The following is a 21,882-nucleotide window of genomic DNA, read 5'->3' on the forward strand; positions in this document are numbered from 1 at the left end:
TGTCTAAGCTCTCAGGCACGACCGACCGGGGGGCGGAGAACCGATGCGCGCATTGAAGATCACAGCGGTGGTGCTGGTCGTGCTCGGCCTGCTCACGCTCGCCGCCGACCGCGTCGCGCTGAAGATGGCCGAGTCGGACGCGGCCGAGCGCATCGAGAAGGAGTACGGGTTCTCCCAGCGGCCCGAGATCGACATCAAGGGATTCCCCTTCCTGACCCAGCTCATGTCGCGCGAGTTCGAGGCCGTGGACGTGCGGATCGACGGCATCGACGCCGTCGGCAGCGGCGGCCGCGCGCTGCGCCTGGACGGCGTGCGCGGCGAGCTGGAGGGGGTGCGGATCTCGGGCGACGACTGGAACCGGGCGACGGCGGACAAGGCCGACGGCAAGGTGACGATCAGGTACGAGGACATCTCCGCGGCGCTGCCGGTGGTGGACGTCTCGTACGGCGGGAAGGGCGCCGCCGGCCAGAACAAGGTGAAGGCGACGGTCGGCACGTCCTTCCTCGGGCAGCGGCTGGAGGAGTCGCTGCTGGGCAAGGTCAGCGTGGTCGACGGCGACACGATCCGGCTGCGCGCGACCGGGGTCGACAACCTCAAGGGCGTGCCGGGCCTGGAGGACTTCGTCCGCGACCGCATGAACTACAACTGGACGATCAACGACCTGCCGCCCGGGATACGTCTGACGGACGTCGAGGTGACGAAGGACGGCATCGTCATCACGGGCAGCGGCAGGGACGTGGAACTGGGCGACGAGCGCTCGGCCAAGAAGTGAGCCGGCGCCCCCGCCTCCCCCACCCGCCGGGATACGGCACCGACACGGCCGCCGTACGCCCCGGAGACCCGCGCCCGTCCGTAAGCTGAGACCGCCGCGTCCATACCGCAGAAACCCCGCCCCCGCCACCCCCCGTCCGCTCGGCCGCGCGGCACCGCCACCCCGCCTCTCGTCCCACATCCCGGACGAAGCCGTCTCATAATCCGACACAACGGTGACACATGCCCACGTCCCTCCGTACGATCGACCGCATGCTGTGCTCGATGAGCGGTCCCCGCCCCAGGGGACAGGCAGATCACCTGACCCAGCGGCGCGCCGTCGACCTGTGCCGCGTCGCCGCCATGCTCTGTCGCACCGCCTGACCGGGGTCCGGGTCCGCAGCTCCCGCCCCCAGCCGGGTCCGTGCCTCCCCGCACCGCCCGCCCGGCTGTCCGCACACTCCGCCCCCGGCGCTCCGCCCTGCCTGCCGCGCGCCGGCGGCACACCCGCCCGTACCCCTGTCTCAGCGCTCCGGAGGAGAGAAGCAGATGAGTCGCCGCAGTGACGTCCTGGTGGACGCCGACTGGGTCGAGGCCAACCTCGACAACCCGAAGGTCGTCCTCGTCGAGGTCGACGAGGACACCGCCGCGTACGAGAAGAACCACATCAAGAACGCCGTCCGCATCGACTGGAAGACCGACCTCCAGGACCCGGTGCGCCGCGACTTCGTCGACCAGGCAGGCTTCGAGAAGCTGCTGTCCGAGCGCGGCATCGCCAACGACGACACGGTCGTCCTCTACGGCGGCAACAACAACTGGTTCGCCGCGTACGCCTACTGGTACTTCAAGCTCTACGGCCACGGCGACGTCAAGCTCCTCGACGGCGGCCGCAAGAAGTGGGAGCTGGACTCCCGCGACCTGGTCGCCGAGGTGCCGCAGCGCGCGGCGACCGCGTACAAGGCCAAGCCGCAGGACACCGCCATCCGCGCCTTCCGCGACGATGTCGTGGCCGCGATCGGCACCCTCAACCTCGTCGACGTCCGCTCCCCCGACGAGTTCTCCGGCAAGCTGCTGGCCCCGGCGCACCTGCCGCAGGAGCAGTCGCAGCGGCCCGGGCACGTGCCCTCCGCGCGGAACATCCCGTGGTCGAAGTCGGCCAACGACGACGGCACCTTCAGGTCGGACGAGGAGCTGAAGGAGCTGTACGAGGGCGAGGGCGTGGACCTGTCCAAGGACACCATCGCCTACTGCCGCATCGGCGAGCGCTCGGCGCACACCTGGTTCGTGCTGCACGAGCTGCTGGGCCAGGAGAACGTCAAGAACTACGACGGCTCCTGGACCGAGTACGGCTCGCTCGTCGGCGTGCCGATCGAGCTGGGCGCCAACGACTGACCGCTGATCGCCCGGTCACACCCCGAGAAAGGACACCACCCTTCATGTGCGGAGCCAAGGCAGGCGGCCCCGACGCCGCCAGCGTCAAGGCCGGCGAGACCACCATCCAGGGCTCCGTGACCCGCGACGGCGAGCCCGTCACCGGTTACGTGCGGCTGCTGGACGCCTCCGGCGAGTTCACGGCCGAGGTGCCGACCTCGGCCACCGGCCAGTTCCGGTTCTACGCCGCGGAGGGCACCTGGACCGTACGGGCCCTGGTGCCCGGCGCCACGGCCGACCGCACTGTGGTCGCCCAGCAGGGCGGCCTCTCGGAGGTCGCGATCGCGGTCTGAGACCGCGCGTCCGCGCGGAAGCCCCGCACCGCCTCCCCGGCGTACCGTGGAGGTATGCGGGGCTTTCGCCGTTCCGGCGTCCAGATGGACCCCCGCGCGCCGCGGAGTCAGCCGCGGCGCCGGAGGCGGTACTTCCTGCTGATGGGCACCGCGCTGCTGCTGTTCGTCCTGGCAGGCGCGGTCGTCGCCCCCTTCTCCGCACCCGCCGCGATCGCCATGTGCGTGGCCGCGGCGGCCCTCGTGCCGGTGGCGGTGATCATCGGCAACCGGCGGGAGGAGGGCGACAAGTGGTGGGACGAGAAGTGACACCGCGCACGAGAGGTGCGGTGCGACACAAGAGGACGCACGCCCGCCGGAAGGGGAGGGCGGACGGGACGGTGGACGGGCTCAGTAGACGAGGGCCTGGCTGCCGTCCGCCATCGCCTCGCTGACGAACACCTGCGCCCCCGCGATCCGTACGCCCTCCAGCACGTCCTTCTCCTCGATCCCCCGCCGCGCGGCGCACTGCGTGCACAGCGTGATCTGCCCGCTCGCCAGCACCCCGTCGATCAGCTCCGGCAGCGGCGCGGCGTGCGGCAGCTCGAACTCCGCGGCCCGCCCGGGCAGCGCGAACCACGCGGACTCGCCGGTCAGCCAGAGCGACACCTCCACCCCGCTGGCGGCGGCGACGGCCGCCACCGTGAACGCCTGGGAGCAGCGCTCCGGCGCATCCGTACCCGCGGTCACCTTGATCACAAGCTTCTTGGCCATGCGCCAACTGTAGGTACTGCCGCGAGGGTGACATTCTGGCGGCGCCGCGCGCTGTACAGGTATGGACCGGAGCAGGGGGCGCTTGTGACCTTTCCCGACGGAACGAGCGGCCCGCAGGCGGCCGACGACCCGCCGACGACCCGGCTCACGCCGATCAGACCCGACACCCGGCCCCCGGGGACCTCGTCGTACGGGACGTTCGGGAGCGCGGCGCAGGGAGCGTACGGGAGCACGGCACAGGGGGCGTACGGCACGACCACCGAAGCGGGACCGGCCCCGGAGGCGGGCGGCAGGCCGCGCCGCCGCGGGAGGCGCACCGCGCTGCTGCTGGCCGCCGCCGTGCTCGCGGGCGCCCTCGGCGGCGTCACCTACGGCTACTTCGAGCAGGCCGGCAACCCCCCGACCCCGCTCCCGCCGCTCAACCAGCCCGGCCTCGCCCACCCCGAGAAGCCGCTGCCCGCCGACGAGGCCGAGCCACTGTCCGCCGCGCAGGACCGCCGGGTGAAGACGGACGGCGACCTGCGCGAGCTGCTCGTCTCCCGGCCGGAGGGGACGGTCGACGCCGAGATCGACATCGGCGGCGAGGGCGAGGGCTGGCTCGCGCCGTACGAGGTGGCGGCCGACACGGGTGCGCCCGCGGAGGTGCTCACGTTCATGCTGGAGAACGGGCTGCGGCGGACCGCGTTCACCGCGTGGCGCAACGAGGGGGACACCGAGTCCGTCGTCATGATCAACCTCTTCCAGTTCCGCAACGACGCCACCGCAGGCTCCGTGGACTACCTGGAGAACCAGCAGGTGTACTCCTCCCTCGGTCCCGGCGGCCGGGTGCCGGCCGTGTCGCTGAAGGGCTCCGCGGACGGCAGGGCCTACTTCCCCGAGGAGCCGTTCCAGGAGGCCGGGGTGCCGCCGCTCTACCAGGGCATGGCCCTCGCGCGCCGCGGCGACATCGTGATGGAGATCTATCTGATCGAAAGCTCCCCGGTGGAGCAGAAGGACCTGACGAAGCTCGCCGAACGCCAGTTGGAGCGCCTGTGACCGGCCACTACCCCGCACCCGTTCCGCCGCCGCCCGCCGCGCCCGTCCCGCCGCCGCCGGCCGCCCCGCGGTCCGGGCGGCGGCGGCTCGTGCCCGTCGTGCTGGCCGCGGTGCTCGTCGCCGGGGCGGCGGCCACCGGGGTCGTCGTCACCGCGCTGAAGGTGCAGGACGCCGACCGCGGCGCCGGCAGCACCGACGTGTGGCAGAAGCCCAAGGAGCGCGGCCTCGAAGGCGACGCCGCGAAGGACCCGGGCGTCGCCGCGCCCCCCGGCGGCCCGATCGGCGACGCGCTGCTGCCGATGCCGGCGGGCTACCACCCGGGGCCCGACATCGACGAGTTCGGCAACGACACCGTCCTGACCGCCAAGCAGGCGGAGGCCGTCTACGAGCAGAGCGCGCGCGGACTGCCGCCCGACCAGCGGCGGTTGCAGCTCGACGCGCTGGACGACCTGAAGCTGAAGGGGATGGCCATGCGGTCCTACGCGGCCGACGAGTCCGACCTCGTCGTCGAGGTGCAGCTCGCCGAGCTCTCGGGTGAGGGCAAGGCGGCGGGGCTCGCGGCCGTACAGGAGGAGCTGACGCGCACGATGGACCTCTTCGAGGAGGGGCCGGAGGTCGCCGGGCACAAGAGCGCCGCGTGCTTCCTGGTGCCCGAGACCGCCCTCAGCGCGGAGGGCGACGCGGTGAAGATGATGACCTGTTCGGCGGCCAAGGGCGAGATCCTGGTCACGGTCACCGCGTACGGGCCCGCCGCGCACGGCAAGCGGGCGGTACGGCTCCTGGAGGAGCAGCTCGACCACATCGACGCCCCGGGGAAGTCCATATGAGCGGCTACGACCCGGCCCCCCGGCACCCGGACCCCACCCCCCTGCCGTCCCACGCGACCCCGCCGCAGCAGCCCCAGCCGCAGCCCCCGCAGCCGCAGCAGGCGCAGCCCCAGCCGCAGTACGGGCAACCGCAGCACCAGCAGCCGCAGTACGCGCAGCCCGCGCCCGAACCCGCCGCGCCCGCCCCCGCGTACGCCCAGCAGCCCCCGTCCCCGTACCAGAGCCAGGTCCAGGGCCAGGTCCAGGGCCAGCCGCACCTCCAGCCGCCCGCACCGCCCAAGCCGCCCCGCCGGTGGCTGCGCCCCGCCCTGCGCTGGGGCGCCGCCGTCCTGCTGCTGGCCGGCGCCGCGTTCGGCTCCGCGTACGCCGTCACCGGCGCCGAGCGCGGCGACCTGCCAGGACTGGCCACCGAGAGCGACGGCCGCTGGGACTACCCCGAGCTGGAGCTGCCCCCGCTGCCCGAGGGCAAGCCGCCGCCGTTCGCGCCCGCCAACGCCGGCGAGATCCACCACGCCGACCTCCGCGACCTGCTGCTGCCCGCCCCCGCGGGCGCCGAGGACGACGACGAGCTGAAGACCGAGGACGGCTGGCTGGCGCCCGCGGACTTCGCCTCCATCTACGTCCAGGAGGAGCGCAAGGAGCTGCGGCAGGCGCTCACCGACGACGCCGTGCGGCACATCGCCGCCACCGGCTGGACCATGCCCGACGGCACCCGCGCCCGGGTTTACCTGCTGCAGTTCAACACCGCCTCCCTCGCCGCGCACTTCTACGACGAGCAGCTCGCCGGCGGCATCTCCACCGCCCGGGATCTGACCGGCGCCCCCGAGGTGGCGGTCGACGAGCGCTGGTCGGACGAGGACCAGTTGCCGGGGATGGAGCTGTACGTGTACGACGAGGCGAAGCCGCGCGGCAAGGAGCACGTCCGGCAGGCGTACGTCGTCGCCGGCGACACGGTGGGCCTCGTCACCGTCGAGGCGCCCGGGGAGGCGGAGCTGGTCCCGTTCCAGCAGACCCTCGTCCTCCAGCACCAGCTCCTCGGCTGACCCCCGCCCGGCACCCCGCCCGGCACCCGCGCCCGGCGCCCGCCGGGCCGGTGCCGGGCCCGGCGGTTAGACTCGCTGGCGGTACGTCCCTCATCGTTACGGAGCGCCCTCGTGCTTGTCGTCACCTTCGACATCCTGCTCGCGCTGGTCTGCGTGGGCACACTCGCCTTCGCCGGCCTGGTCGTGAAGAAGCTGTACCAGGGCCAGCGCTGACGATGCCGATCGAAATCCCCTCCGACCTGCACAAGGACCTGGTCCCGCTGGCGTTCCTGCTGGGCGACTGGCAGGGTGCGGGCGTCTTCGACTTCCCCGGCAGCGAGAAGTGCAACTTCGGCCAGGAGGTGCGCTTCGGCCACGACGGCCGGGACTTCCTGGCGTACACGTCGTACACCTGGGTGCTCGACGAGGACGGCGAGAAGGTGCGCCCGCTGGAGAGCGAGTCCGGCTACTGGCGGATCCGGCCGGACCGGCAGCTCGACGTCGTCATGGTGCGCGACCAGGGCGTCGCCGAGGTCTGGTACGGCGAGCTGGCCGAGGGCAAGCCCCAGCTCGACCTGGCCACGGACGCGGTCGCACGCAGCGCGGCCTCCCCGCCGTACGCGGGCGGCAAGCGGCTGTACGGGTACGTGAACGGCGATCTGATGTGGGTCGGCGAGAAGGCCACCCCGGAGGTGGAGCTGCGCCCGTACATGTCGGCCCAGCTCAAGAAGGTCGTGAACCCGCGGGAGTGGGCGAAGGACCTCAAGGACCTCCCGGACGACGGGATCGCCTTCTTCCGCTGACGCCGCGGACCCGCGAGGGTGCGGCCCCGCGCGGGCCCCGTCAGGGGCGCTTTCCGGCAACCGGCCGGGGTTCCGCCGCGACACTCATACACTTGAGCCGTGGAGACCACCGACTGGAAGCGCGACCTGCGCGAGCGCGGCTACCGCCTGACGCCGCAGCGGCAGCTCGTGCTGGAGGCCGTCGACTCCCTGGAGCACGCGACGCCCGACGGCATCCTCTGCGAGGTCCGCAAGACCGCCGCCAGCGTCAACATCTCCACCGTCTACCGCACGCTGGAGCTGCTGGAGGAGCTGGGCCTCGTCAGCCACGCGCACCTCAACCACGGCCCGCCGACGTACCACATCGCGGACCGCCACCACCACCTGCACCTCGTCTGCCGCGTCTGCGACCGGGTGATCGAGGCGGAGAACGCGGTGGCGGAGCCGTTCGCGGAGACGCTGCGGCAGCGGTTCGGCTTCGAGAGCGATGTGCAGCACTTCGCGATCCTCGGCCGCTGCGCGACCTGCGCCGAGCCGGGCGCGTCCGACGCCGCCGCCCCGTCCCACTCCTGAGACATCCGGACTCCCCGCGGTCCTCGGCGCGACTGAGGCCCCGCGGCACCGGGACGCCCCGAACGCGGCCGAATCCGGCCCGTGACCGCGGGTGGCCACCCGGACGTACTCTTGAAGCATGAACGCGCCTTCCCCCCTCCTCTCCCTGCCCGGGGCGGTCGCCGCCGAGGCTCCCGACGAGGGCGTCGCCGCGCACTACGGCGATCTCTTCCGGGAGCAGCGCGCGCTGGACGCCGGCGAGGGCTTCGTCGACCTCTCCCACCGCGGCGTCGTCTCGGTCACCGGCCAGGACCGGCTGAGCTGGCTGCACCTGCTGCTGACGCAGCACGTGGAGGCGCTCGCGCCGGGGCACGCCACCGAGGCGCTGGTGCTGTCCGCCCACGGGCACATCGAGCACGCGCTGTACCTCGTCGACGACGGCGAGACGACGTGGGCGCACGTGGAGCCGGGTACGCAGAAGGACCTCATCGCGTACCTGGAGAGCATGAAGTTCTTCTACCGGGTGGACATCGCGGACCGCACGGACGACCTCGCCGTCGTCCATCTGCCGGCCGGCTCCATCGCGGAGGCGCCCGAGGGCGTGACCGTCCGCGAGACGGCGTACGGGCGCGATCTCTTCCTGCCGCGCGAGTCGCTTGCGGACTTCGCCGCCGCCGCGGGCCCGCCCGCCGGGGTGCTGGCGTACGAGGCGCTGCGGGTGGCGGCGCACCGGCCGCGGCTCGGCCTGGAGACCGACCACCGCACGATCCCGCACGAGGTGGGCTGGATAGGCACCGCCGTGCACCTGGAGAAGGGGTGCTACCGGGGGCAGGAGACGGTCGCGCGGGTGCAGAACCTGGGCCGGCCGCCGCGTCGGCTGGTCTTCCTGCACCTGGACGGCAGCGAGGTGACGCTGCCGCCGCACGGGGCGGCGATCCGGCTGGCGGCCGAGGAGGAGGGGCGCAAGCTGGGTTTCGTCACGACCTCGGTGCGCCACCACGAGCTGGGGCCGATCGCGCTGGCGCTGGTGAAGCGGAATGTACCCGCGGACGCGGCGCTGCTGGCGGACGAGACGGCGGCGGCGCAGGAGACGGTCGTCGAGCCCTGAGCCCGCGGGCCGGAGGCGCCCCGAGCGCGGGGGCGTGCTGCCGTGCGCCTCGGATGTCGCGTACGCCCCCGCGCCCCGCGCGATACGTACACCTGTGCGCCGCGAGTTCGTACGCCTTGCTCCTTACGGCTGCGTTCGCGTGCCGCCGTCCGGGCCTTGTCCGCCTTCGGCTCGTACGGCTCAGACCTCGACCAGCACCGTGAACGGGCCGTCGTTCGTCAGCGTCACCCGCATCTTCGCGCCGAACGCCCCCGTCTCCACCTGCGCACCCAGCGCCCGCAGTTGCGCCACGACCTCCTCGACCAGCGGCTCCGCGACCTCCCCTGCCGCCGCCGCCTGCCAGGTCGGCCGACGGCCCTTGCGGGGGTCACCGTAGAGGGTGAACTGGCTGATCACGAGCAGCGGCGCCGACACGTCCGAGCAGGACTTCTCGTCGTCCAGCACCCGCAGCGTCCACAGCTTGCGGGCCAGTTGCGCCGCCTTCGCGGAAGTGTCGTCGTGGGTGACGCCCACGAGTACGCACAGCCCTTCGCCGATCACCTCGCCGACCGTCTCGCCGCCGACCTCGACCCGCGCGCCGTCCACCCGCTGCACCACCGCTCGCATACATCGCATTATCCCGAGGGCGCCACGTGCGCCGCCGTGCCCCCGGGCGCCGCAACGTGCGCGGGGCCGAACGGGCGCAGTCTCCCTGCGATTCGGTCGTGCGCAATGGCACGATTGCCTACGGTGTCCGGAAGGTCGCCACGCCGACGCGGCATCTTCGGACGAAGGGGACTGACACTCGCATGAGCTCTCCCGGAGCCGGGCGGCCCACGCCGCCCGTACCGACCGCGCGCAGCAGCCCGCCCGCCGACCGCCCGCCCCGCCCGCCGGGGCCGCGCGCCCCGGACGGCGGTCCTGCGCAGGCTTCCCAGGCGGTGCAGGCCGCGCGGGCGGCGGCGACCGCGCCCGCGGGGGCCGGCGCCACCGCCGTGCTCGCCGCCCCAGGCCCCGCCACCCCCTCCGCGCCGCTCGACGCGCTGGGCCTGCCCGAGCTGCGCCGGCTGCGCCGCTCCGCGCAGCAGGAGGAGACCGACCTCAGCTACGTACGCCGCCTGCTGCACGGCCGGATCGACATCCTCCGCGCCGAGCTGGGCCGCCGCGCGAGCCCGCACTCGCCGGTGCTCGACCGGCTCCCCGAGATCCTCACCGACGGCCCCTCGCCGCGCCCCGCCTCGGCCCGGCACGTCACCCTGGGCACGCCGCTGCGCGAGGAGTACCGGGAGCTGGCGGAGGAGATGCTCGCCGAGGTCGCGCTCTCCGACCTCTCGGCCCGTACGGACGAGGAACTGCACCGGGGCCTCGCCCGGCTGGCCGGCTACGAGGCCCGGATCTCCGGCCGCCGGCAGCGGCTGCAGCGGACCGCGGACGAGTGCAGCGCCGAGATCGCCCGCCGTTATCGTGAAGGGGAGGCGCAGGTCGACGACCTGCTGTCCTGAGTTCTGACCGAGCGACGGAGCGGAGACCCCGAGGCCGTCCCCGGCACGGAGGGCGCCGCGCATGCACGACGACACCTGGATATCCCCGCCACGGGTCCCCGGTCCCGCGGCGGCCGAGGAGGGCGCGCACGCCGGGCCCGCGCCCGTGCTGGCGGAGGTGGTGCGCTCCGGCTTCGCCGAGGGGCGGCACCGCGGGTCGCTGGTGCTGCTGGGTCCCGACGGCGACGTGGAGCGGGCCTGGGGGGACGTGACGGGGCAGGTGTTCCCGCGGTCGTCGAACAAGCCGTTCCAGGCGGTGGCGGTGCTGCGGGCGGGGGCGCGTACGGACGCGGGGCCGCTGGCGGGCGAGCGGCTGGCGCTGGCCGCGGCCAGCCACTCGGGCGAACGGTTCCACCTCGATCTCGTACGCAAGATGCTCGCCGAGACCGGACTGTCCGAGGACGACCTGCGGACCCCGCCGGACCTGCCGCTGGACCCGGAGGAGCGGGAGGCGTACCTGGCCGCCGGGGGGCGGCGGGACCGGGTGACCATGAACTGCTCGGGCAAGCACGCCGCCATGCTCGCGGCCTGTGTCGCGAACGGCTGGCCGCGCGCGTCGTACCTCGCCGCCGACCACCCGCTGCAGCGGCTGGTGCGGCAGGTGGTGGAGGAGACGGCGGGCGAGGAGGTGCGGCACGTCGGCGTCGACGGCTGCGGCGCGCCGCTGATGTCGCTGTCGCTGACGGCGCTGGCGCGCGGCTTCCGGCGGCTGGTGCTGGCCGCGGAGGGCACGCCGGAGCGGCGGGTGGCGGACGCGATGCGGGCGCATCCGGAGTACGTCGCGGGCACCCGGCGGTCGGACACGTGGCTGATGCGCGGGGTGCCGGGGGTGCTGGCGAAGGTCGGCGCGGAGGGCGTGCAGGCGGTGGCGCTGCCGGACGGGCGGGCGCTGGCGTTCAAGGTCGACGACGGGGCGCTGCGGGCCGTCGGTCCCGTGCTGGCGCGGGGTCTTGCGCTGCTGGGCGTACGGTCGCCGGTGCTGGCCAGGATCGGGGCGGCGCCGCTGCTGGGCGGCGCGGAGCGGGTCGGGGAAATTCGCGCGACGTTCTGACGCCCGCCACCTAGCGTGGGCGGATGATCGATAACTCCGGCACAGCAGCGCACCCCGCGAACGAGGTGCGGTCATGAGCGACGGCATCGAGATCCGTACGCTCACCGAAGGCGACGTGGGCGACTGGATGCGCGCCCTGCACACCGGCTTCATACGCACCCCCGCGGTCACCGAGGAGGACGTGGCGCTGTTCGTCGCGGAGCGCGACCTGGCCCGGGTGTGGGGCGCGTACGACGGCAGGCGGTGGGTCGGCACGTACCGCAGCTTCGATCAGGAGCTGACGGTGCCGGGCGGGGCGGCGGTGCCCTCGTGCGCGGTGTCCAGCGTCACGGTCTCGCCGACGCACCGCAGGCGCGGGCTGCTGAGCCGGATGCTGCGGAACGACCTGGCGGCGGCGAAGGAGCGCGGCGACGTGGTCGCCAGCCTGATCGCCGCGGAGTACCCGATCTACGGCCGCTACGGCTTCGGCCCCGCCACCTGGACGACCGCCTACGACGTGACCACCCCGCGCGCCCAGCTCGACCCGCGCTACGCGGGCCCGGACGACGGCGGCACCGTCGAACTCCTCGACGCCGCCGAGCTGATGGCGATCGCCCCGGCGCTGCACGACCGCTTCCGCACGCTGGTCCCCGGCGCGGTGAACCGGAGCGCGTACCAGTGGAAGGTGCACACGGGCGCGGCCCGCTTCAGCGTCGACGGCCCGTGGCACGAGCCCTTCTACGCGGTCTACCGCTCGGCGGCGGGCGAACCGGAGGGCGTCGTCACGTACCGCACCAAGTGGGGCGAGTGGCCCGGCAAGCTCTCCGACGACGAGCTGACGGTGACCGACCTGATCGCCGTCACGCCCGCCGCGGAGCGGGCGCTCTGGCGCTATCTGGTCTCCTTCGACTGGATCACGACGATCCATACGGGCCGCCGGGCGCCCGACGATCTCCTCCCCCTCTGCCTAGGTGACCCTCGGGCGGCCCGGGTGACCACGCACGCGGACTACCTGTGGCTCCGGCCACTGGACGTCCCGCGACTTCTGGAGGCCCGCACGTACGCGGCCTCCGGCTCCCTGGTGCTCGACGTACACGACCCGGCCGGCCTGGCCGGCGGCCGCTTCCTGCTGGACGCCGGTGGCCCGGGCGACACCGGCTGCGTACCCACGGACCGGCCCGCCGACCTCGCCCTGAGCGTGGCGGAGCTCGCGAGGCTCAGCCTGGGCGACGAGTCCGCGGTACGGCTCGCCGCCCTGGGCGTGGTCGACGAGGAGCGCCCGGGCGCCGCCGCGCGGGCGGACACCCTGCTGCGCACCTCGCGCCGACCGTGGTGTCCCGACATGTTCTAGATTTCCTCTGGTTTCCTCTGCCTCACTGCCCGGCCGCGGCGCGGCCGGGCTCGGCGGACTGGATCAGCAGCACGGCGAGCGCGAGGCCGCCGATGGTCATGCACGTGACGTTCTGCGTCTTGAGCCCCACGAGCAAGGTGGTGAGCCCGATCGCTCCCACCGTGCCGAAGCGCCATTCGACGAAGCGCTCGAAGCCGACGAGCAGCGCGGACATGGCCAGAGTGATTCCGACCGGCATGGTGGGTCCCTCCCTTCTGCGTACGCAGCGGTCCCCCCTCCCCCCATGCGCCTTCGGACAGCGGGAGAGCGCGAGCCCCGGGCGACGACCATCACCGCCAACTTCTCTCAGTTGCCGCCAGGGTCGCAGAGTTGGTCACCAACTCTGCTTAACTTGTGCCCAGTTGGTAACCAACTCAAAACATTTTCGAGTCAACCCCCGCCGGTTGGCTGGAAGTTGTAAGGTTGGCAGGGTGAGCAGGGACCAACCTTCGGCAACCAGCGCCCGGGCGGACCGAGACCGCGTCGCCGACGCACTGCGCGCACGCATCGACTCCGGCGAACTCCGCCCGGGCGACAGCCTGCCGACGCAGAAAGCCCTGATGGACGAGTTCGAGGTCGAACGCGGCGTGGTCCGCAAGGCCCTCGCCCTCCTCAAGAGCGAGCAGTTGCTCGCCGACGTAGGCAGGGGGTCGCCGCCGACGGTGGCGGAGCCCGCCGCCCGCCGCGAAGGGGCCTCGTCGCTCACCGCGGACGTGGAATTGGCAGAGCGGCTCGACGTGGCATTTCAGGCCACCGACGTCACCCTCGACGTCTTCGGTCTGACCACCGAGACCCTCAACAGCGCGATTGCGCCCACCCTGATGGCCATCAGGGCCGGCCGCGTGGTCCCCCGCTCGGTCACCTGCCGCATCATGGTCCCCAGCCCCGAGGCCCACCTGGCCATCCCCTTCCTGATCGACGACCCGGCGGACCCCCGCCCCCTCCAGCGCCTCAACCGCCTCATCGAACTGCACACGCGCGCCTTCGCACACAGCATGCAGTACCTCGGGGAACGCGGGCTCGTACGGGAACTCTCCGTCGAAGTCCGTGGCGTGGCCCTCACTCCGACCATCAAGCTCTACGTCCTCAACGGCACCGAAGCCCTCACCGGCTTCTACGAGGTCGTCCCCAACAGCGTCCCCGTCCCGTTCAGTGAGGATCATATGGACATCTACGACGTCCTCGGCCTCAACTCCCACCTGTTCCGCTACTCCGCGGGCCCCGACAGCCGCGGCAAAAGCGACGTGGACTTCGTCGAGCACTCGCGAACGTGGTTCGAGTCGCTGTGGACCAAAATCGCCAAGCCGTACCCCATCAGCTACTGAGCCGTGACTCACGGCAACCCGGCCAGTAGCACCGGCGTGGGGATCGGGCGGCCGCCCGGCGCACTGTTCGGTGATCAGGAAATGGGCCATACCTCGCCTCCGAGATCACACATCGTCACTCGCTGACCTTCGACGGTGCGAATCTACGGAGTTGCACCAGTTGCACACAGCGGACAGCGACGCAGAAGATGCCCGGCTTTGTCGGATCGAGGGCACCCACCGGCCTCGACAGCATTGCCAACTGCCCGGAGATGACAGGGCGTTGTACCTTTCTGAGATGCATCAAGCTGCAGCGGGGGATGACGCCCGTGCTCCCGCCTTCCAGCGAATCGCCGACGACCTCCGCCGCCGGATCAACGAGGGCGAGTTTGCCGACGACACCACGCTGCCCACCCAGGAGTCCCTGGCCGACCGGCACCATGTCTCGCGGCCGACCGTGCAGCGCGCCATCGACCTGCTGCGCAAGGACGGTCTGGTCGACGCTCCGAAGAAGGGCCGCCCGCCCAAGGTGCTGCGCACGGCTCCGGGCCCGGATGACCCGGCTCCGGTCGACTGCCTGATGCGGGCATTCGGCGAAGAGGACGTCACGCTGGACGTGGTCTCGGTCACGATGCAATCGCTGGTCAATACCTTGAAAGAGCCGTTCCAGGCGGTATCGCGTGGGACCCTGACGCCGGCCAGCATCACTGTCAGGGCACTGATCCCGCGGCGCTCGGCCTTCGACGATCTTCCCCAGCTCATCCAGCAACCGCAGGACCGGCGACCGGGCGACAGGCTGCACGAGATCGGCAACAGCTTCGCCCGGGTGCTGTGGGCCGATCTGAACCACCTGGAGGAGACCGGCCGCGTCAAGGTTTCCGTGCGGATAAAGACAACAGGGCAGCTCCCCGGACACAAGTTCTACATCCTGAACAGCGCCGAGGTCCTGTTCGGCGCCTACACGGTGCAGCCGAACGAGGTCCCGCTCGATCCCGGTTCGGAGAGACGTCACGCCATCTACGACGTCCGCGGCATGGAGACCCCGTTGCTGCACTTCCACGGGACCGAGTACGGCGGCAGCACGCATGACGCGGCCTTCATCGACCAGCAGCGCGCGTGGTTCGAGACGCGTTGGCAAACCATAGCCGTACGGTGGAGCGGATGAATGTGACTGCTCTGGAAGAAGTGCTCGAATCGGCGAAGTGCGTGTTCTTCGACTTCGACGGCCCCATCTGCCGGTTGTTCTCGGCGTACCCTGCGGCACAGGTCGCCGGGCAGCTCCGCACGATGTTGCACCGTCGCGCAGCCGGCATGGCGGGCACACCCGAGTACGACTCGAACGACCCGCACAGCATCCTCGCGGCGGCCCGGAGACTGTTGCCCGACGACGGCATTGTCCGGGAGGTGGAGATGCTGCTGACGAAAGAGGAGAAGACGGCGGCCGCGACCGCCACACCCACCCCGTACGCCCACGAACTGGTTGCCGAACTACACACGCTCGGGCGTACCTTGGCCATCACGTCCAACAACTCGGCTGCTGCCATTCAGGTTCACCTGGAGTGGCAGGAACTCAGCCAGTACTTCTCCCCGCACGTACACGGGCGCCGACCCGACGGATCCGGGCTGAAGCCCGACCCCGACTGCCTGCGACGTGCACTTGAGTCGACCGGCACGACGCCCGGTGATTGCGTGATGCTCGGCGACACGCCGTCCGACTGGCAGGCTGCAAAAGCCGTGGGAGTCGCCTTCATCGGCTATGCACGCGCACCCCACAAAGAGCAGGCTCTCCGCCAGGCAGACGCACCGCTCACGGTCGGTTCGCTGGATGCCGTGCTCCACGCGCTACGCGGTACAGCCACTTCGCGCTGACACCATCTGGACAATTGATCCGTGTCCAAGGGGCGCCATGCAGCAGACGGAGTAATCTTTCCTGATCACGCCCGCAGCAGAGGACACTTCGCCAGTGCCGGCCTCCGCAACATCCGTTTTCCAAGTCCTCTTCGCCACGACGGAGCAGGTCATCGGGCCGCTGCCCGGATACCACCACGAGACGTACGCGGTCCGGCTGGGCGCCGCTCCAGGGTTGTTCGGGCAGTCGGCCGGGTGGGTGAAGTTGCGGGATCCCCGGCCCGGGTTGTTGTGGTTCGACCGCAGGTGCTTCGGGTCCGAGGACGATCTGCTCGCCACGCTGGCCGGTCGTGTCTCCCACATTCCTACGGTCGGCCACATCGACTCCCTCACCGTCCAGGGCTTCATCGAAGGGTGCACCCTGGCTGAAGTCGCGCCGCCCGGGGAGGAAGTGCCCGCCGCGTTCGTCGGCCAGATCGTCCGGCTCTTCCGGGAGCTGCTGGCCGTCGAGCCCTACGATCCCGCGCTGCTCGCGCTGCACGCGCCGCTGCCGGCGGAGCGCGGGAGCGCGGAGTTCGCCCGGGATCTCGTCCGGTTCACCTTCACCGACGTGGTCGAGCACTCCCTGCCGCACTTCGACGCGCTGTTCCACAGCCTGGGCATCCACCCCGGGTCGGCCCCCGCCACCGCTTCCTCCCTCGAAACCCGGCTCCGCGGCATGACCCCGCGCCCCTTCGGGCTGCTGCACGGGGACGTGCACCGCGCGAACCTCATCGTCGACGAGCACGACGCTCTCTGGGCCATCGACTGGGAGCTGGCCCTCATCGGCGATCCGCTGTACGACCTGGCCACCCACCTGCATCTGATGCGCTATCCGGCACGCCAGGAGGGCGAGGTCATCGCTCGCTGGGCCGACGTGGCGGAGGAGTCCCGGCCCGGTGCCGCCGAAGGTATCGAGGCGGACCTGCCCCGATACCTCGCGTTCAAGCGGATCCAGTCGGTGTACACGGATGTGATCCGGCAGGCGTACTCGACGGAGCGGGGTGAGACGTCGACCGCCGAGGCGGCCAAGGTGATCAACGCCGCGCTCGACCGGGCGGCGGACTCACTGCTGCTGCCCACGGTGGCCGGCGCCGGCGAGATCGAGCACGAGTTGCTGAGGTGGCTGGCCACACCGCGGCAGCGGGGCGCGGCCAATACCGGGGGATCGCCTTCCGCGTCATAGGGTGACGGCATGAGTGGAGCGGACGAGCCCGCGCACGACCCCGCCGTGTTCGAGCTGGCCACCAAGGCTTTCGAGCTTGCCCGGCAGGGGCGGACCGACACGCTGGCCGCCTATGTGGACGCCGGGGTGCCGGCCGGGTTGCGGGACGACGACGGGGACACCCTCGTCATGCTCGCCGCGGTCAACGGGCATCCCGGGACCGTCGCCGCGCTGTTGCAGCGGGGGGCCGACGCGGATCAGGTCGGGGCCGTGGGTGCGACGCCGCTGGCCGCGGCGGTGCGGGCGGGGGCGGACGACGTCGTGCGGGTGCTGCTGCGGCACGGGGCGGATCCGCAGGCCGGGTCCCCGTCCGCGGTCGCGACGGCGCGGGTGGCCGGCAGGACGGAGCTGCTGGAGCTGTTCGGCGGGGTGTGAGGCCCGCGGGTCGGCCCTTGCGGTCCAGTGCTGGCGCCGGGGGCCCGGGGCTCTCCCTTTCGGGTCGGGCCGTCCGTTGCGGTGCATGGCTCACTCCTCGTCGGCCATCGGCCCCTTTCCGTACGCCCCCTTACCTCATCCGCCTCCTGAACAGCACCGCCGCTGCCGCCATCGACCCCACCGTCAGCGCCGCGCACCACGCCAGGGCCTCCCACGGGCTGCTGCCCACCGGCTGGCCCAGCAGCAGTTTCCGCAGTGACTCGATCACCGGGGTCAGCGGCTGGTGCTCGGCGAAGCCGTGGAGCCAGCCCGGCATCGAGTCGACCGGGACGAAGGCGCTGGACGGGTACGGCAGGAAGGCCAGGAAGAACGTGAAGCCGCCCGCCGCCTCCGGGGAGTTGGCCAGCAGGCCGACCGCCGCCGCGACCCACGATATGGCCGTGATCACCGCCAGCAGGATGCCCGCCGACGCGAGCCAGCCGCCGACGCCGGCGTCCGGGCGGAAGCCGATCGCGAAGGCGACCGCGAAGACCAGCACCGTGGCGGCCAGGTTCCGCACGACGCTGGCGGCGACGTGGCCGGTGAGGACGGCGGTGCCGCCGACGTCGAGGGAGCGGAAGCGGTCGATGACGGCGCCCTTCATGTCGTCCGCGACGCTCATCGCCGTCGTGCCCGCGCCGAAGCCGGCGCACAGGACGAGGACGCCGGGGGCGACGTAGTCCACGTAGCGCCAGCCTCCGCCGGTGTCGATGGCGCCACCGAAGAGGTAGACGAAGACGAGCATCAGCAGCACGGGCAGCGCCAGCGCCGTGATCAGGGCGTCGGGGTTGCGGGAGCTGAGCCGCACGGAGCGGCCGACCATCGTCGCCGAGTGGGTCAGGGCGTCAGCCATCGCGGGTCACCTTCAGGAAGACGTCGTCGAGCGTCGCGGAGTGCACGGCGAAGCGCTCGACCTGGGTACGGTCGGGGTCGATGGCGTCGAGCAGGTCGCGTATGTGGGCGGCGCGGCCGTCGGTGGTGACGCCCAGGGTGCGGGTGCCGGGGTCGCGGCGCACGGCGAGGTGGTCCAGGGCGTGGGCCGCCTTCTCGTACGCCTCCGGGGAGACCAGCGTGAGGTCCAGCCGCTCGGCGGAGACCTGCTGCTTCAGCTCCGCCGCCGTGCCCTCGGCGACGAGCCGGCCGCCGTCGAGGAGGGCGATGCGGTCGGCGAGGCGGTCGGCCTCCTCCAGATACTGCGTGGTGAGGAAGACCGTGACGCCGGCGTCGGCGAGGCGGCGCACCTCGTCCCAGACGGCCTGGCGGCTGCGGGGATCGAGGCCCGTGGTCGGCTCGTCGAGGAAGATCACGGAGGGGTCGCCCACCAGACCCGCCGCGAGGTCGAGACGGCGGCGCATGCCTCCCGAGTACGTGCGGACGCGGCGCCCGGCGGCGTCGCCCGCGAGGCCGAACCGCTCCAGCAGCTCGGCGGCGCGGCGGGCGGCGGCGGGGCGGGACAGGCCGGTGAGGCGGGCGACCATGCGGAGGTTCTCGGCGCCGGTCAGCTCCTCGTCCAGCGCGGCGTACTGCCCGGTGAGGCTGATGGCCCGGCGGACCTGCGAGCGCTCCGCGGCCACGTCGAACCCGGCGACGCTCGCCGTGCCCGCGTCGGCCCGCAGCAGCGTCGCGAGGATGCGGACCGTCGTGGTCTTCCCCGCGCCGTTGGGCCCGAGGAGGGCGAAGACCGTGCCGCGCCTGACGGTCAGGCCGACGCCGTCGAGCACCTTCGTGCCGCCGTACGCCTTGGTGAGGCCGGCGGCCTCGACGGCGGGGCGGGTGGGCTGGGGCACAGCTCCCCCCTTTCTCCGTGGGGGCTCCGTAGAGCCGCTTCTGCGTATGCCATACGCACTACTGCGTAGAGCATACACGGCACTGTGTATGGCGTAAACTGAGCAGATGGACGCCATGGACGCCGCAGGCGAAGGCCGGCGCGGCGAAGACAAGCGCGACACCGGAGCCGTTCCCGCCAGCGTCGAGGCCGCGTGGGGCCTGCGGCCGCGGCCGCAGAAGGGGCCGAAGCGGGGGCTGACGCTCGACGGGATCGTCGCGGCGGCGGTCGCGGTCGCGGACGCGGAGGGGCTGGAGGCCGCATCGATGGGGCGGGTCGCCAAGGAGCTGGGCGTCTCGACGATGGCGCTGTACCGGTACGTGGCCACGAAGGACGAGTTGGTCACGCTGATGGTCGACGGGGCCTTCGGCCCGCCGCCGCCGCTTCCGGCGGGGGCCGAGGGCGACTGGCGGGCGGGGCTGCGGCACTGGTACCAGGCCGTCGGCAACGCGATGTTCGCGCACCCCTGGGCCGTGGCGCACGTACCGAGCGGCGGCCCGCCCGTCACGCCGAACCAGCTCGCGGCGCTCGACCAGGCCCTCTACATTCTCCGCGACACCCCGCTCACGGAGTTCGAGAAGGTGGCCACGGCGCTGCTGGTCAGCAACCAGGTGCGCGCGGAGGTGACGATCGCCCTGGCGATGGGCGGCAGCCCCGACGTGGAGCGGCTGATGAACGAGTACAGCCGCTTCCTGCTCCGCGTCTCCGACGCCGGTCACCTGCCCCATCTACGTACTGCGGTGGAGGGCGGCGCCTTCGACGAGGCGGACGTGGAGCCGCCGCAGAACCCCTCGGACTACGACGAGTTCGCGTTCGGCCTGGAGCGCGTGCTCGACGGCATCGAGGCGCTGATCGAAGGACGCCGCCGGGACTGATCACGGGCTTCCGCACGCTGATCACGGACTTCCGCACGTGATCACGGGTTCCGCACGCCGGGGCCGCGGGGGATCATGTGGCATGCGCGCGGACGGCTGGCACCTCACCGAAGACCTCGACGAATTCCTGGCCGAAGCGGAGGACTTCCTGCGCGGCAGGCCCGTACCGCACATCATGGCGCTGACCTGGGCAGCCCGGCTGAAAGCGCGCGGCACGGGCCCGTACGGCGGCGGGCGCCCGCTGCTCGGCCGGCTGTCGCGGGCGGGGTCGGTCGCCGGCGTCTGCCACCAACTGCCGGGCCGCAGCCTCGGCCTCACCCCGCTCACCGCAGCACAGACCGACTCCCTCGCCGCGCACCTCGCGGCCCTCGGCCACGCCCCGCCGGGCGTCGGCGGCGACCACGACACCACCACCGCCTTCGCGGCGGCCTGGCAGCGGCACACGGGCGCCACCCCGACCCCCGCCGTCCGCCTCCGGCTGCGCCGCCTCGGTACGCTCACGCCGCCGGATCCCGCGCCGGCCGGGCGGGCGCGGGCGGCGGGCGAGGCGGACCGGGAGCAACTCATCGACTTCTGCCGCGGCTTCGCGGCCGACGTCCGCGAGGACGTCACCATCGACGCCGCCACCTGGTCCACGACCCGCTACGCCGACAAGCACTACACCTTCTGGGAGACCCCGGACGGCACCCCCGTCTCCATGGCCGGCGTCAACCCGGCGGTCGCCGGCCTCGCCCAGGTCGACCCGGTCTACACCCCGGCCGCCCACCGCGGCCACGGCTACGCGGCCGGGGTGACGGCGGCGGTGACCCGGGCGGCGCTCACCGCGGGCGCCACGGAGGTGGCCCTCTTCACCGACGCGACCAACCCCACGAGCAACGCGCTCTACCAGCGCCTCGGCTACGACGTGTTCGCCGACTGGACGACGTACAGGTTCGCGCAGGGCTGACGAGCATCCTCAGCATGCCGAGCCCCGCCATGACCGCGGCGAGATGCAGCACGGCGGCGACGGCGGGGCTCTCGGGCAGGGTGACGTCGGCGGGCCGGGCGAGTGCCACGTACACCGTGAAGGGCAGCTTCCAGCCGCTCCACGCGAAGAGCGAACCGGAGCCGAGCCAGCCGAGTCCGAGCAGGAGCGGGCGGGGCACGCGGGCCGGACGCGTCCGCACGAGCGCCAGGACGGCGGCGGACCCGGCGAGCGCCCAGAACGCGCTCAGGCCGGTCAAGAGATACCCGTCCGTGCTGCGTTCGCCCGGGTGCGCGACGCCCGCGGTGCCGCCCGCGGCCCAGTACAGCCACACCAGGCCGACGGCCGCGGCGACGCCGGCAGACCAGGACGCCACGGTACGGGGCCCGCCCCCGGCCCGCCCCGTGAACGCCTCCGGCCAGCGCCGCCGCAGGTAGGCGGGCAGGGCGAAGGCGAGACCCAGCCCCATCGACACGAAGCTGAACTGGATCAGGGCGGCTTCCCAGCCGGGCATGGCGGGATCGTCGCGGGACGCCGAGTCGCCGTCCCCGCCGTCACCACCGCCGTCCCACAGCGTGCTGAACACCGCGTAGGGAAGGATCGACACGAGGAACCCCGACCCGACCCAGGCGCAGAACGCCACCGGCCGCCCCGGTATCCGCATGCCCCAGGGCCGTACCAGCGCGAGCCCCAGGGCGATGCCGCTCGCCGCCATCCCGATGGTCACCGTGTTGAGGAGCAGCCAGCCGGCCAGGTTGAAGCCGCCTCCGACCGGCGCCACGCCCAGGAGCGCGCCGACCACCCACGACACCTTGATCAACGCATACGGCGCCAGGGCCAGCGCCGCCCCGTATCCCGACCACCGGCCGACTCGGTCCCAGCCTTCCACCGGATGTCC

The 21,882-nt window shown here is 72.6% G+C and carries 27 protein-coding genes; 21 read left to right on the plus strand and 6 right to left on the minus strand.

Annotation, left to right across the window (positions count from 1 at the left end; all coding sequences use genetic code 11):
• Positions 1-43 precede the first annotated feature (43 nt).
• The 5 genes from OG946_RS15145 (at position 44) to OG946_RS15165 (ending at position 2,780) form a co-directional block, all read left to right on the plus strand.
• A complete protein-coding gene (locus tag OG946_RS15145) occupies positions 44-772 on the plus strand; it encodes an LmeA family phospholipid-binding protein (protein WP_326796640.1) in 729 nt (242 codons plus the stop codon).
• Between the two features lie 221 nt (positions 773-993).
• Positions 994-1,134 carry a putative leader peptide gene (locus OG946_RS15150; RefSeq protein WP_326796641.1) on the plus strand — a complete coding sequence of 47 codons (141 nt, stop codon included), beginning with the start codon at positions 994-996 and terminating at the stop codon, positions 1,132-1,134.
• 165 nt (positions 1,135-1,299) lie between these two features.
• Positions 1,300-2,142, plus strand: a complete 843-nt coding sequence (locus OG946_RS15155) for a sulfurtransferase (protein ID WP_326796642.1) — start codon at positions 1,300-1,302, stop codon at positions 2,140-2,142.
• 44 nt (positions 2,143-2,186) lie between these two features.
• Positions 2,187-2,474 carry a DUF1416 domain-containing protein gene (locus tag OG946_RS15160; protein WP_101423859.1) on the plus strand — a complete coding sequence of 96 codons (288 nt, stop codon included), beginning with the start codon at positions 2,187-2,189 and terminating at the stop codon, positions 2,472-2,474.
• Positions 2,475-2,528: 54 nt separating this feature from the next.
• Positions 2,529-2,780 carry a DUF3099 domain-containing protein gene (locus tag OG946_RS15165; RefSeq protein WP_326796643.1) on the plus strand — a complete coding sequence of 84 codons (252 nt, stop codon included), beginning with the start codon at positions 2,529-2,531 and terminating at the stop codon, positions 2,778-2,780.
• 81 nt (positions 2,781-2,861) lie between these two features.
• Here OG946_RS15165 and OG946_RS15170 read toward each other — a convergent pair whose 3' ends face one another.
• Complete coding sequence (locus OG946_RS15170) at positions 2,862-3,224, minus strand: DsrE family protein (RefSeq protein WP_326796644.1); 363 nt, start codon at positions 3,222-3,224, stop codon at positions 2,862-2,864.
• A gap of 84 nt (positions 3,225-3,308) precedes the next feature.
• On the opposite strand from OG946_RS15170, the gene OG946_RS15175 reads away from it, so the two are divergent.
• The 6 genes from OG946_RS15175 to ygfZ all read left to right on the plus strand — a co-directional run bounded on the left by OG946_RS15175 (position 3,309) and on the right by ygfZ (position 8,550).
• Positions 3,309-4,259: a hypothetical protein gene (locus OG946_RS15175; protein WP_326796645.1), complete on the plus strand. Its 951-nt coding sequence runs from the start codon at positions 3,309-3,311 to the stop codon at positions 4,257-4,259.
• Positions 4,256-5,086 carry a hypothetical protein gene (locus tag OG946_RS15180; RefSeq protein ID WP_326796646.1) on the plus strand — a complete coding sequence of 277 codons (831 nt, stop codon included), beginning with the start codon at positions 4,256-4,258 and terminating at the stop codon, positions 5,084-5,086. Before OG946_RS15175 ends, OG946_RS15180 begins: the two co-directional genes overlap by 4 nt.
• Positions 5,083-6,129 (plus strand): hypothetical protein, encoded by a 1,047-nt coding sequence (locus tag OG946_RS15185; RefSeq protein WP_326796647.1) that lies wholly within the window; start codon positions 5,083-5,085, stop codon positions 6,127-6,129. The genes OG946_RS15180 and OG946_RS15185 overlap by 4 nt, the downstream gene beginning before the upstream one ends.
• Positions 6,130-6,344: 215 nt before the next feature.
• Positions 6,345-6,911: an FABP family protein gene (locus tag OG946_RS15190; RefSeq protein ID WP_125935532.1), complete on the plus strand. Its 567-nt coding sequence runs from the start codon at positions 6,345-6,347 to the stop codon at positions 6,909-6,911.
• Between the two features lie 99 nt (positions 6,912-7,010).
• Entirely contained in the window at positions 7,011-7,463 is a 453-nt protein-coding gene (locus OG946_RS15195; RefSeq protein WP_326796648.1) for a Fur family transcriptional regulator, read from the plus strand.
• A 118-nt stretch (positions 7,464-7,581) separates the two neighbouring features.
• The gene (ygfZ, locus tag OG946_RS15200; protein WP_326796649.1) at positions 7,582-8,550 is read left to right on the plus strand and encodes a CAF17-like 4Fe-4S cluster assembly/insertion protein YgfZ; all 969 of its coding nucleotides are present in this window, start codon (positions 7,582-7,584) and stop codon (positions 8,548-8,550) included.
• Positions 8,551-8,730: 180 nt separating this feature from the next.
• Here ygfZ and dtd read toward each other — a convergent pair whose 3' ends face one another.
• A complete protein-coding gene (dtd, locus tag OG946_RS15205) occupies positions 8,731-9,156 on the minus strand; it encodes a D-aminoacyl-tRNA deacylase (protein ID WP_326796650.1) in 426 nt (141 codons plus the stop codon).
• Between the two features lie 182 nt (positions 9,157-9,338).
• On the opposite strand from dtd, the gene OG946_RS15210 reads away from it, so the two are divergent.
• From OG946_RS15210 to OG946_RS15220, 3 genes are all read left to right on the plus strand, one after another.
• On the plus strand, positions 9,339-10,031 hold the full coding sequence (locus OG946_RS15210; protein WP_326796651.1) for an RsiG family protein: 693 nt from the start codon (positions 9,339-9,341) through the stop codon (positions 10,029-10,031).
• Between the two features lie 61 nt (positions 10,032-10,092).
• Positions 10,093-11,121 carry an asparaginase gene (locus OG946_RS15215; RefSeq protein WP_326796652.1) on the plus strand — a complete coding sequence of 343 codons (1,029 nt, stop codon included), beginning with the start codon at positions 10,093-10,095 and terminating at the stop codon, positions 11,119-11,121.
• Between the two features lie 73 nt (positions 11,122-11,194).
• Complete coding sequence (locus tag OG946_RS15220; protein ID WP_326796653.1) at positions 11,195-12,451, plus strand: GNAT family N-acetyltransferase; 1,257 nt, start codon at positions 11,195-11,197, stop codon at positions 12,449-12,451.
• 22 nt (positions 12,452-12,473) lie between these two features.
• On the opposite strand, the gene OG946_RS15225 is transcribed toward OG946_RS15220, so the two are convergent.
• Entirely contained in the window at positions 12,474-12,689 is a 216-nt protein-coding gene (locus tag OG946_RS15225) for a hypothetical protein (protein ID WP_326796654.1), read from the minus strand.
• A gap of 232 nt (positions 12,690-12,921) precedes the next feature.
• Here OG946_RS15225 and OG946_RS15230 point away from each other — a divergent pair, with 232 nt between their 5' ends.
• From OG946_RS15230 to OG946_RS15250, 5 genes are all read left to right on the plus strand, one after another.
• Positions 12,922-13,815, plus strand: coding sequence for a GntR family transcriptional regulator (locus OG946_RS15230; RefSeq protein ID WP_326796655.1), 894 nt, complete (start codon positions 12,922-12,924; stop codon positions 13,813-13,815).
• Positions 13,816-14,092: 277 nt separating this feature from the next.
• A complete protein-coding gene (locus tag OG946_RS15235; RefSeq protein ID WP_326796656.1) occupies positions 14,093-14,959 on the plus strand; it encodes a winged helix-turn-helix domain-containing protein in 867 nt (288 codons plus the stop codon).
• Positions 14,956-15,663: an HAD family hydrolase gene (locus OG946_RS15240; protein ID WP_326796657.1), complete on the plus strand. Its 708-nt coding sequence runs from the start codon at positions 14,956-14,958 to the stop codon at positions 15,661-15,663. The genes OG946_RS15235 and OG946_RS15240 overlap by 4 nt, the downstream gene beginning before the upstream one ends.
• A gap of 94 nt (positions 15,664-15,757) precedes the next feature.
• A complete protein-coding gene (locus tag OG946_RS15245; RefSeq protein WP_326796658.1) occupies positions 15,758-16,867 on the plus strand; it encodes a phosphotransferase in 1,110 nt (369 codons plus the stop codon).
• A gap of 9 nt (positions 16,868-16,876) precedes the next feature.
• Positions 16,877-17,281 (plus strand): ankyrin repeat domain-containing protein, encoded by a 405-nt coding sequence (locus OG946_RS15250; RefSeq protein WP_326796659.1) that lies wholly within the window; start codon positions 16,877-16,879, stop codon positions 17,279-17,281.
• Positions 17,282-17,411: 130 nt separating this feature from the next.
• Here OG946_RS15250 and OG946_RS15255 read toward each other — a convergent pair whose 3' ends face one another.
• Positions 17,412-18,173, minus strand: coding sequence for an ABC transporter permease (locus tag OG946_RS15255; RefSeq protein ID WP_326796660.1), 762 nt, complete (start codon positions 18,171-18,173; stop codon positions 17,412-17,414).
• Entirely contained in the window at positions 18,166-19,107 is a 942-nt protein-coding gene (locus OG946_RS15260; protein ID WP_326796661.1) for an ATP-binding cassette domain-containing protein, read from the minus strand. Before OG946_RS15260 ends, OG946_RS15255 begins: the two co-directional genes overlap by 8 nt.
• A 106-nt stretch (positions 19,108-19,213) precedes the next feature.
• Between OG946_RS15260 and OG946_RS15265 the strand changes: the two genes are divergently transcribed.
• Complete coding sequence (locus OG946_RS15265; protein ID WP_326796662.1) at positions 19,214-20,020, plus strand: TetR/AcrR family transcriptional regulator; 807 nt, start codon at positions 19,214-19,216, stop codon at positions 20,018-20,020.
• Between the two features lie 82 nt (positions 20,021-20,102).
• Positions 20,103-20,966 (plus strand): GNAT family N-acetyltransferase, encoded by an 864-nt coding sequence (locus OG946_RS15270; protein WP_326796663.1) that lies wholly within the window; start codon positions 20,103-20,105, stop codon positions 20,964-20,966.
• On the opposite strand, the gene OG946_RS15275 is transcribed toward OG946_RS15270, so the two are convergent.
• On the minus strand, positions 20,869-21,873 hold the full coding sequence (locus tag OG946_RS15275; RefSeq protein WP_326796664.1) for a hypothetical protein: 1,005 nt from the start codon (positions 21,871-21,873) through the stop codon (positions 20,869-20,871). The genes OG946_RS15270 and OG946_RS15275 overlap by 98 nt on opposite strands.
• Between the last annotated feature and the right edge of the window lie 9 nt (positions 21,874-21,882).

The sequence above is a fragment of the Streptomyces sp. NBC_01808 genome, assembly GCF_035917395.1.
Lineage (GTDB): Bacteria > Actinomycetota > Actinomycetes > Streptomycetales > Streptomycetaceae > Streptomyces.

What these genes read in the sequence shown, in the direction of transcription:
- OG946_RS15235 (WP_326796656.1), top strand. Translation starts at nt 14,093, where the DNA reads ATGCATCAAGCTGCAGCGGGGGATGACGCCCGTGCTCCCGCCTTCCAG.
- OG946_RS15150 (WP_326796641.1), top strand. Translation starts at nt 994, where the DNA reads ATGCCCACGTCCCTCCGTACGATCGACCGCATGCTGTGCTCGATGAGC.
- OG946_RS15215 (WP_326796652.1), top strand. Translation starts at nt 10,093, where the DNA reads ATGCACGACGACACCTGGATATCCCCGCCACGGGTCCCCGGTCCCGCG.
- OG946_RS15265 (WP_326796662.1), top strand. Translation starts at nt 19,214, where the DNA reads ATGGACGCCATGGACGCCGCAGGCGAAGGCCGGCGCGGCGAAGACAAG.
- OG946_RS15160 (WP_101423859.1), top strand. Translation starts at nt 2,187, where the DNA reads ATGTGCGGAGCCAAGGCAGGCGGCCCCGACGCCGCCAGCGTCAAGGCC.
- OG946_RS15250 (WP_326796659.1), top strand. Translation starts at nt 16,877, where the DNA reads ATGAGTGGAGCGGACGAGCCCGCGCACGACCCCGCCGTGTTCGAGCTG.
- OG946_RS15170 (WP_326796644.1), bottom strand. Translation starts at nt 3,224, where the DNA reads ATGGCCAAGAAGCTTGTGATCAAGGTGACCGCGGGTACGGATGCGCCG.
- OG946_RS15255 (WP_326796660.1), bottom strand. Translation starts at nt 18,173, where the DNA reads ATGGCTGACGCCCTGACCCACTCGGCGACGATGGTCGGCCGCTCCGTG.
- OG946_RS15155 (WP_326796642.1), top strand. Translation starts at nt 1,300, where the DNA reads ATGAGTCGCCGCAGTGACGTCCTGGTGGACGCCGACTGGGTCGAGGCC.
- OG946_RS15240 (WP_326796657.1), top strand. Translation starts at nt 14,956, where the DNA reads ATGAATGTGACTGCTCTGGAAGAAGTGCTCGAATCGGCGAAGTGCGTG.
- dtd (WP_326796650.1), bottom strand. Translation starts at nt 9,156, where the DNA reads ATGCGAGCGGTGGTGCAGCGGGTGGACGGCGCGCGGGTCGAGGTCGGC.
- OG946_RS15220 (WP_326796653.1), top strand. Translation starts at nt 11,195, where the DNA reads ATGAGCGACGGCATCGAGATCCGTACGCTCACCGAAGGCGACGTGGGC.
- OG946_RS15165 (WP_326796643.1), top strand. Translation starts at nt 2,529, where the DNA reads ATGCGGGGCTTTCGCCGTTCCGGCGTCCAGATGGACCCCCGCGCGCCG.
- OG946_RS15210 (WP_326796651.1), top strand. Translation starts at nt 9,339, where the DNA reads ATGAGCTCTCCCGGAGCCGGGCGGCCCACGCCGCCCGTACCGACCGCG.
- OG946_RS15145 (WP_326796640.1), top strand. Translation starts at nt 44, where the DNA reads ATGCGCGCATTGAAGATCACAGCGGTGGTGCTGGTCGTGCTCGGCCTG.
- OG946_RS15225 (WP_326796654.1), bottom strand. Translation starts at nt 12,689, where the DNA reads ATGCCGGTCGGAATCACTCTGGCCATGTCCGCGCTGCTCGTCGGCTTC.
- OG946_RS15185 (WP_326796647.1), top strand. Translation starts at nt 5,083, where the DNA reads ATGAGCGGCTACGACCCGGCCCCCCGGCACCCGGACCCCACCCCCCTG.
- OG946_RS15190 (WP_125935532.1), top strand. Translation starts at nt 6,345, where the DNA reads ATGCCGATCGAAATCCCCTCCGACCTGCACAAGGACCTGGTCCCGCTG.
- OG946_RS15270 (WP_326796663.1), top strand. Translation starts at nt 20,103, where the DNA reads ATGCGCGCGGACGGCTGGCACCTCACCGAAGACCTCGACGAATTCCTG.
- ygfZ (WP_326796649.1), top strand. Translation starts at nt 7,582, where the DNA reads ATGAACGCGCCTTCCCCCCTCCTCTCCCTGCCCGGGGCGGTCGCCGCC.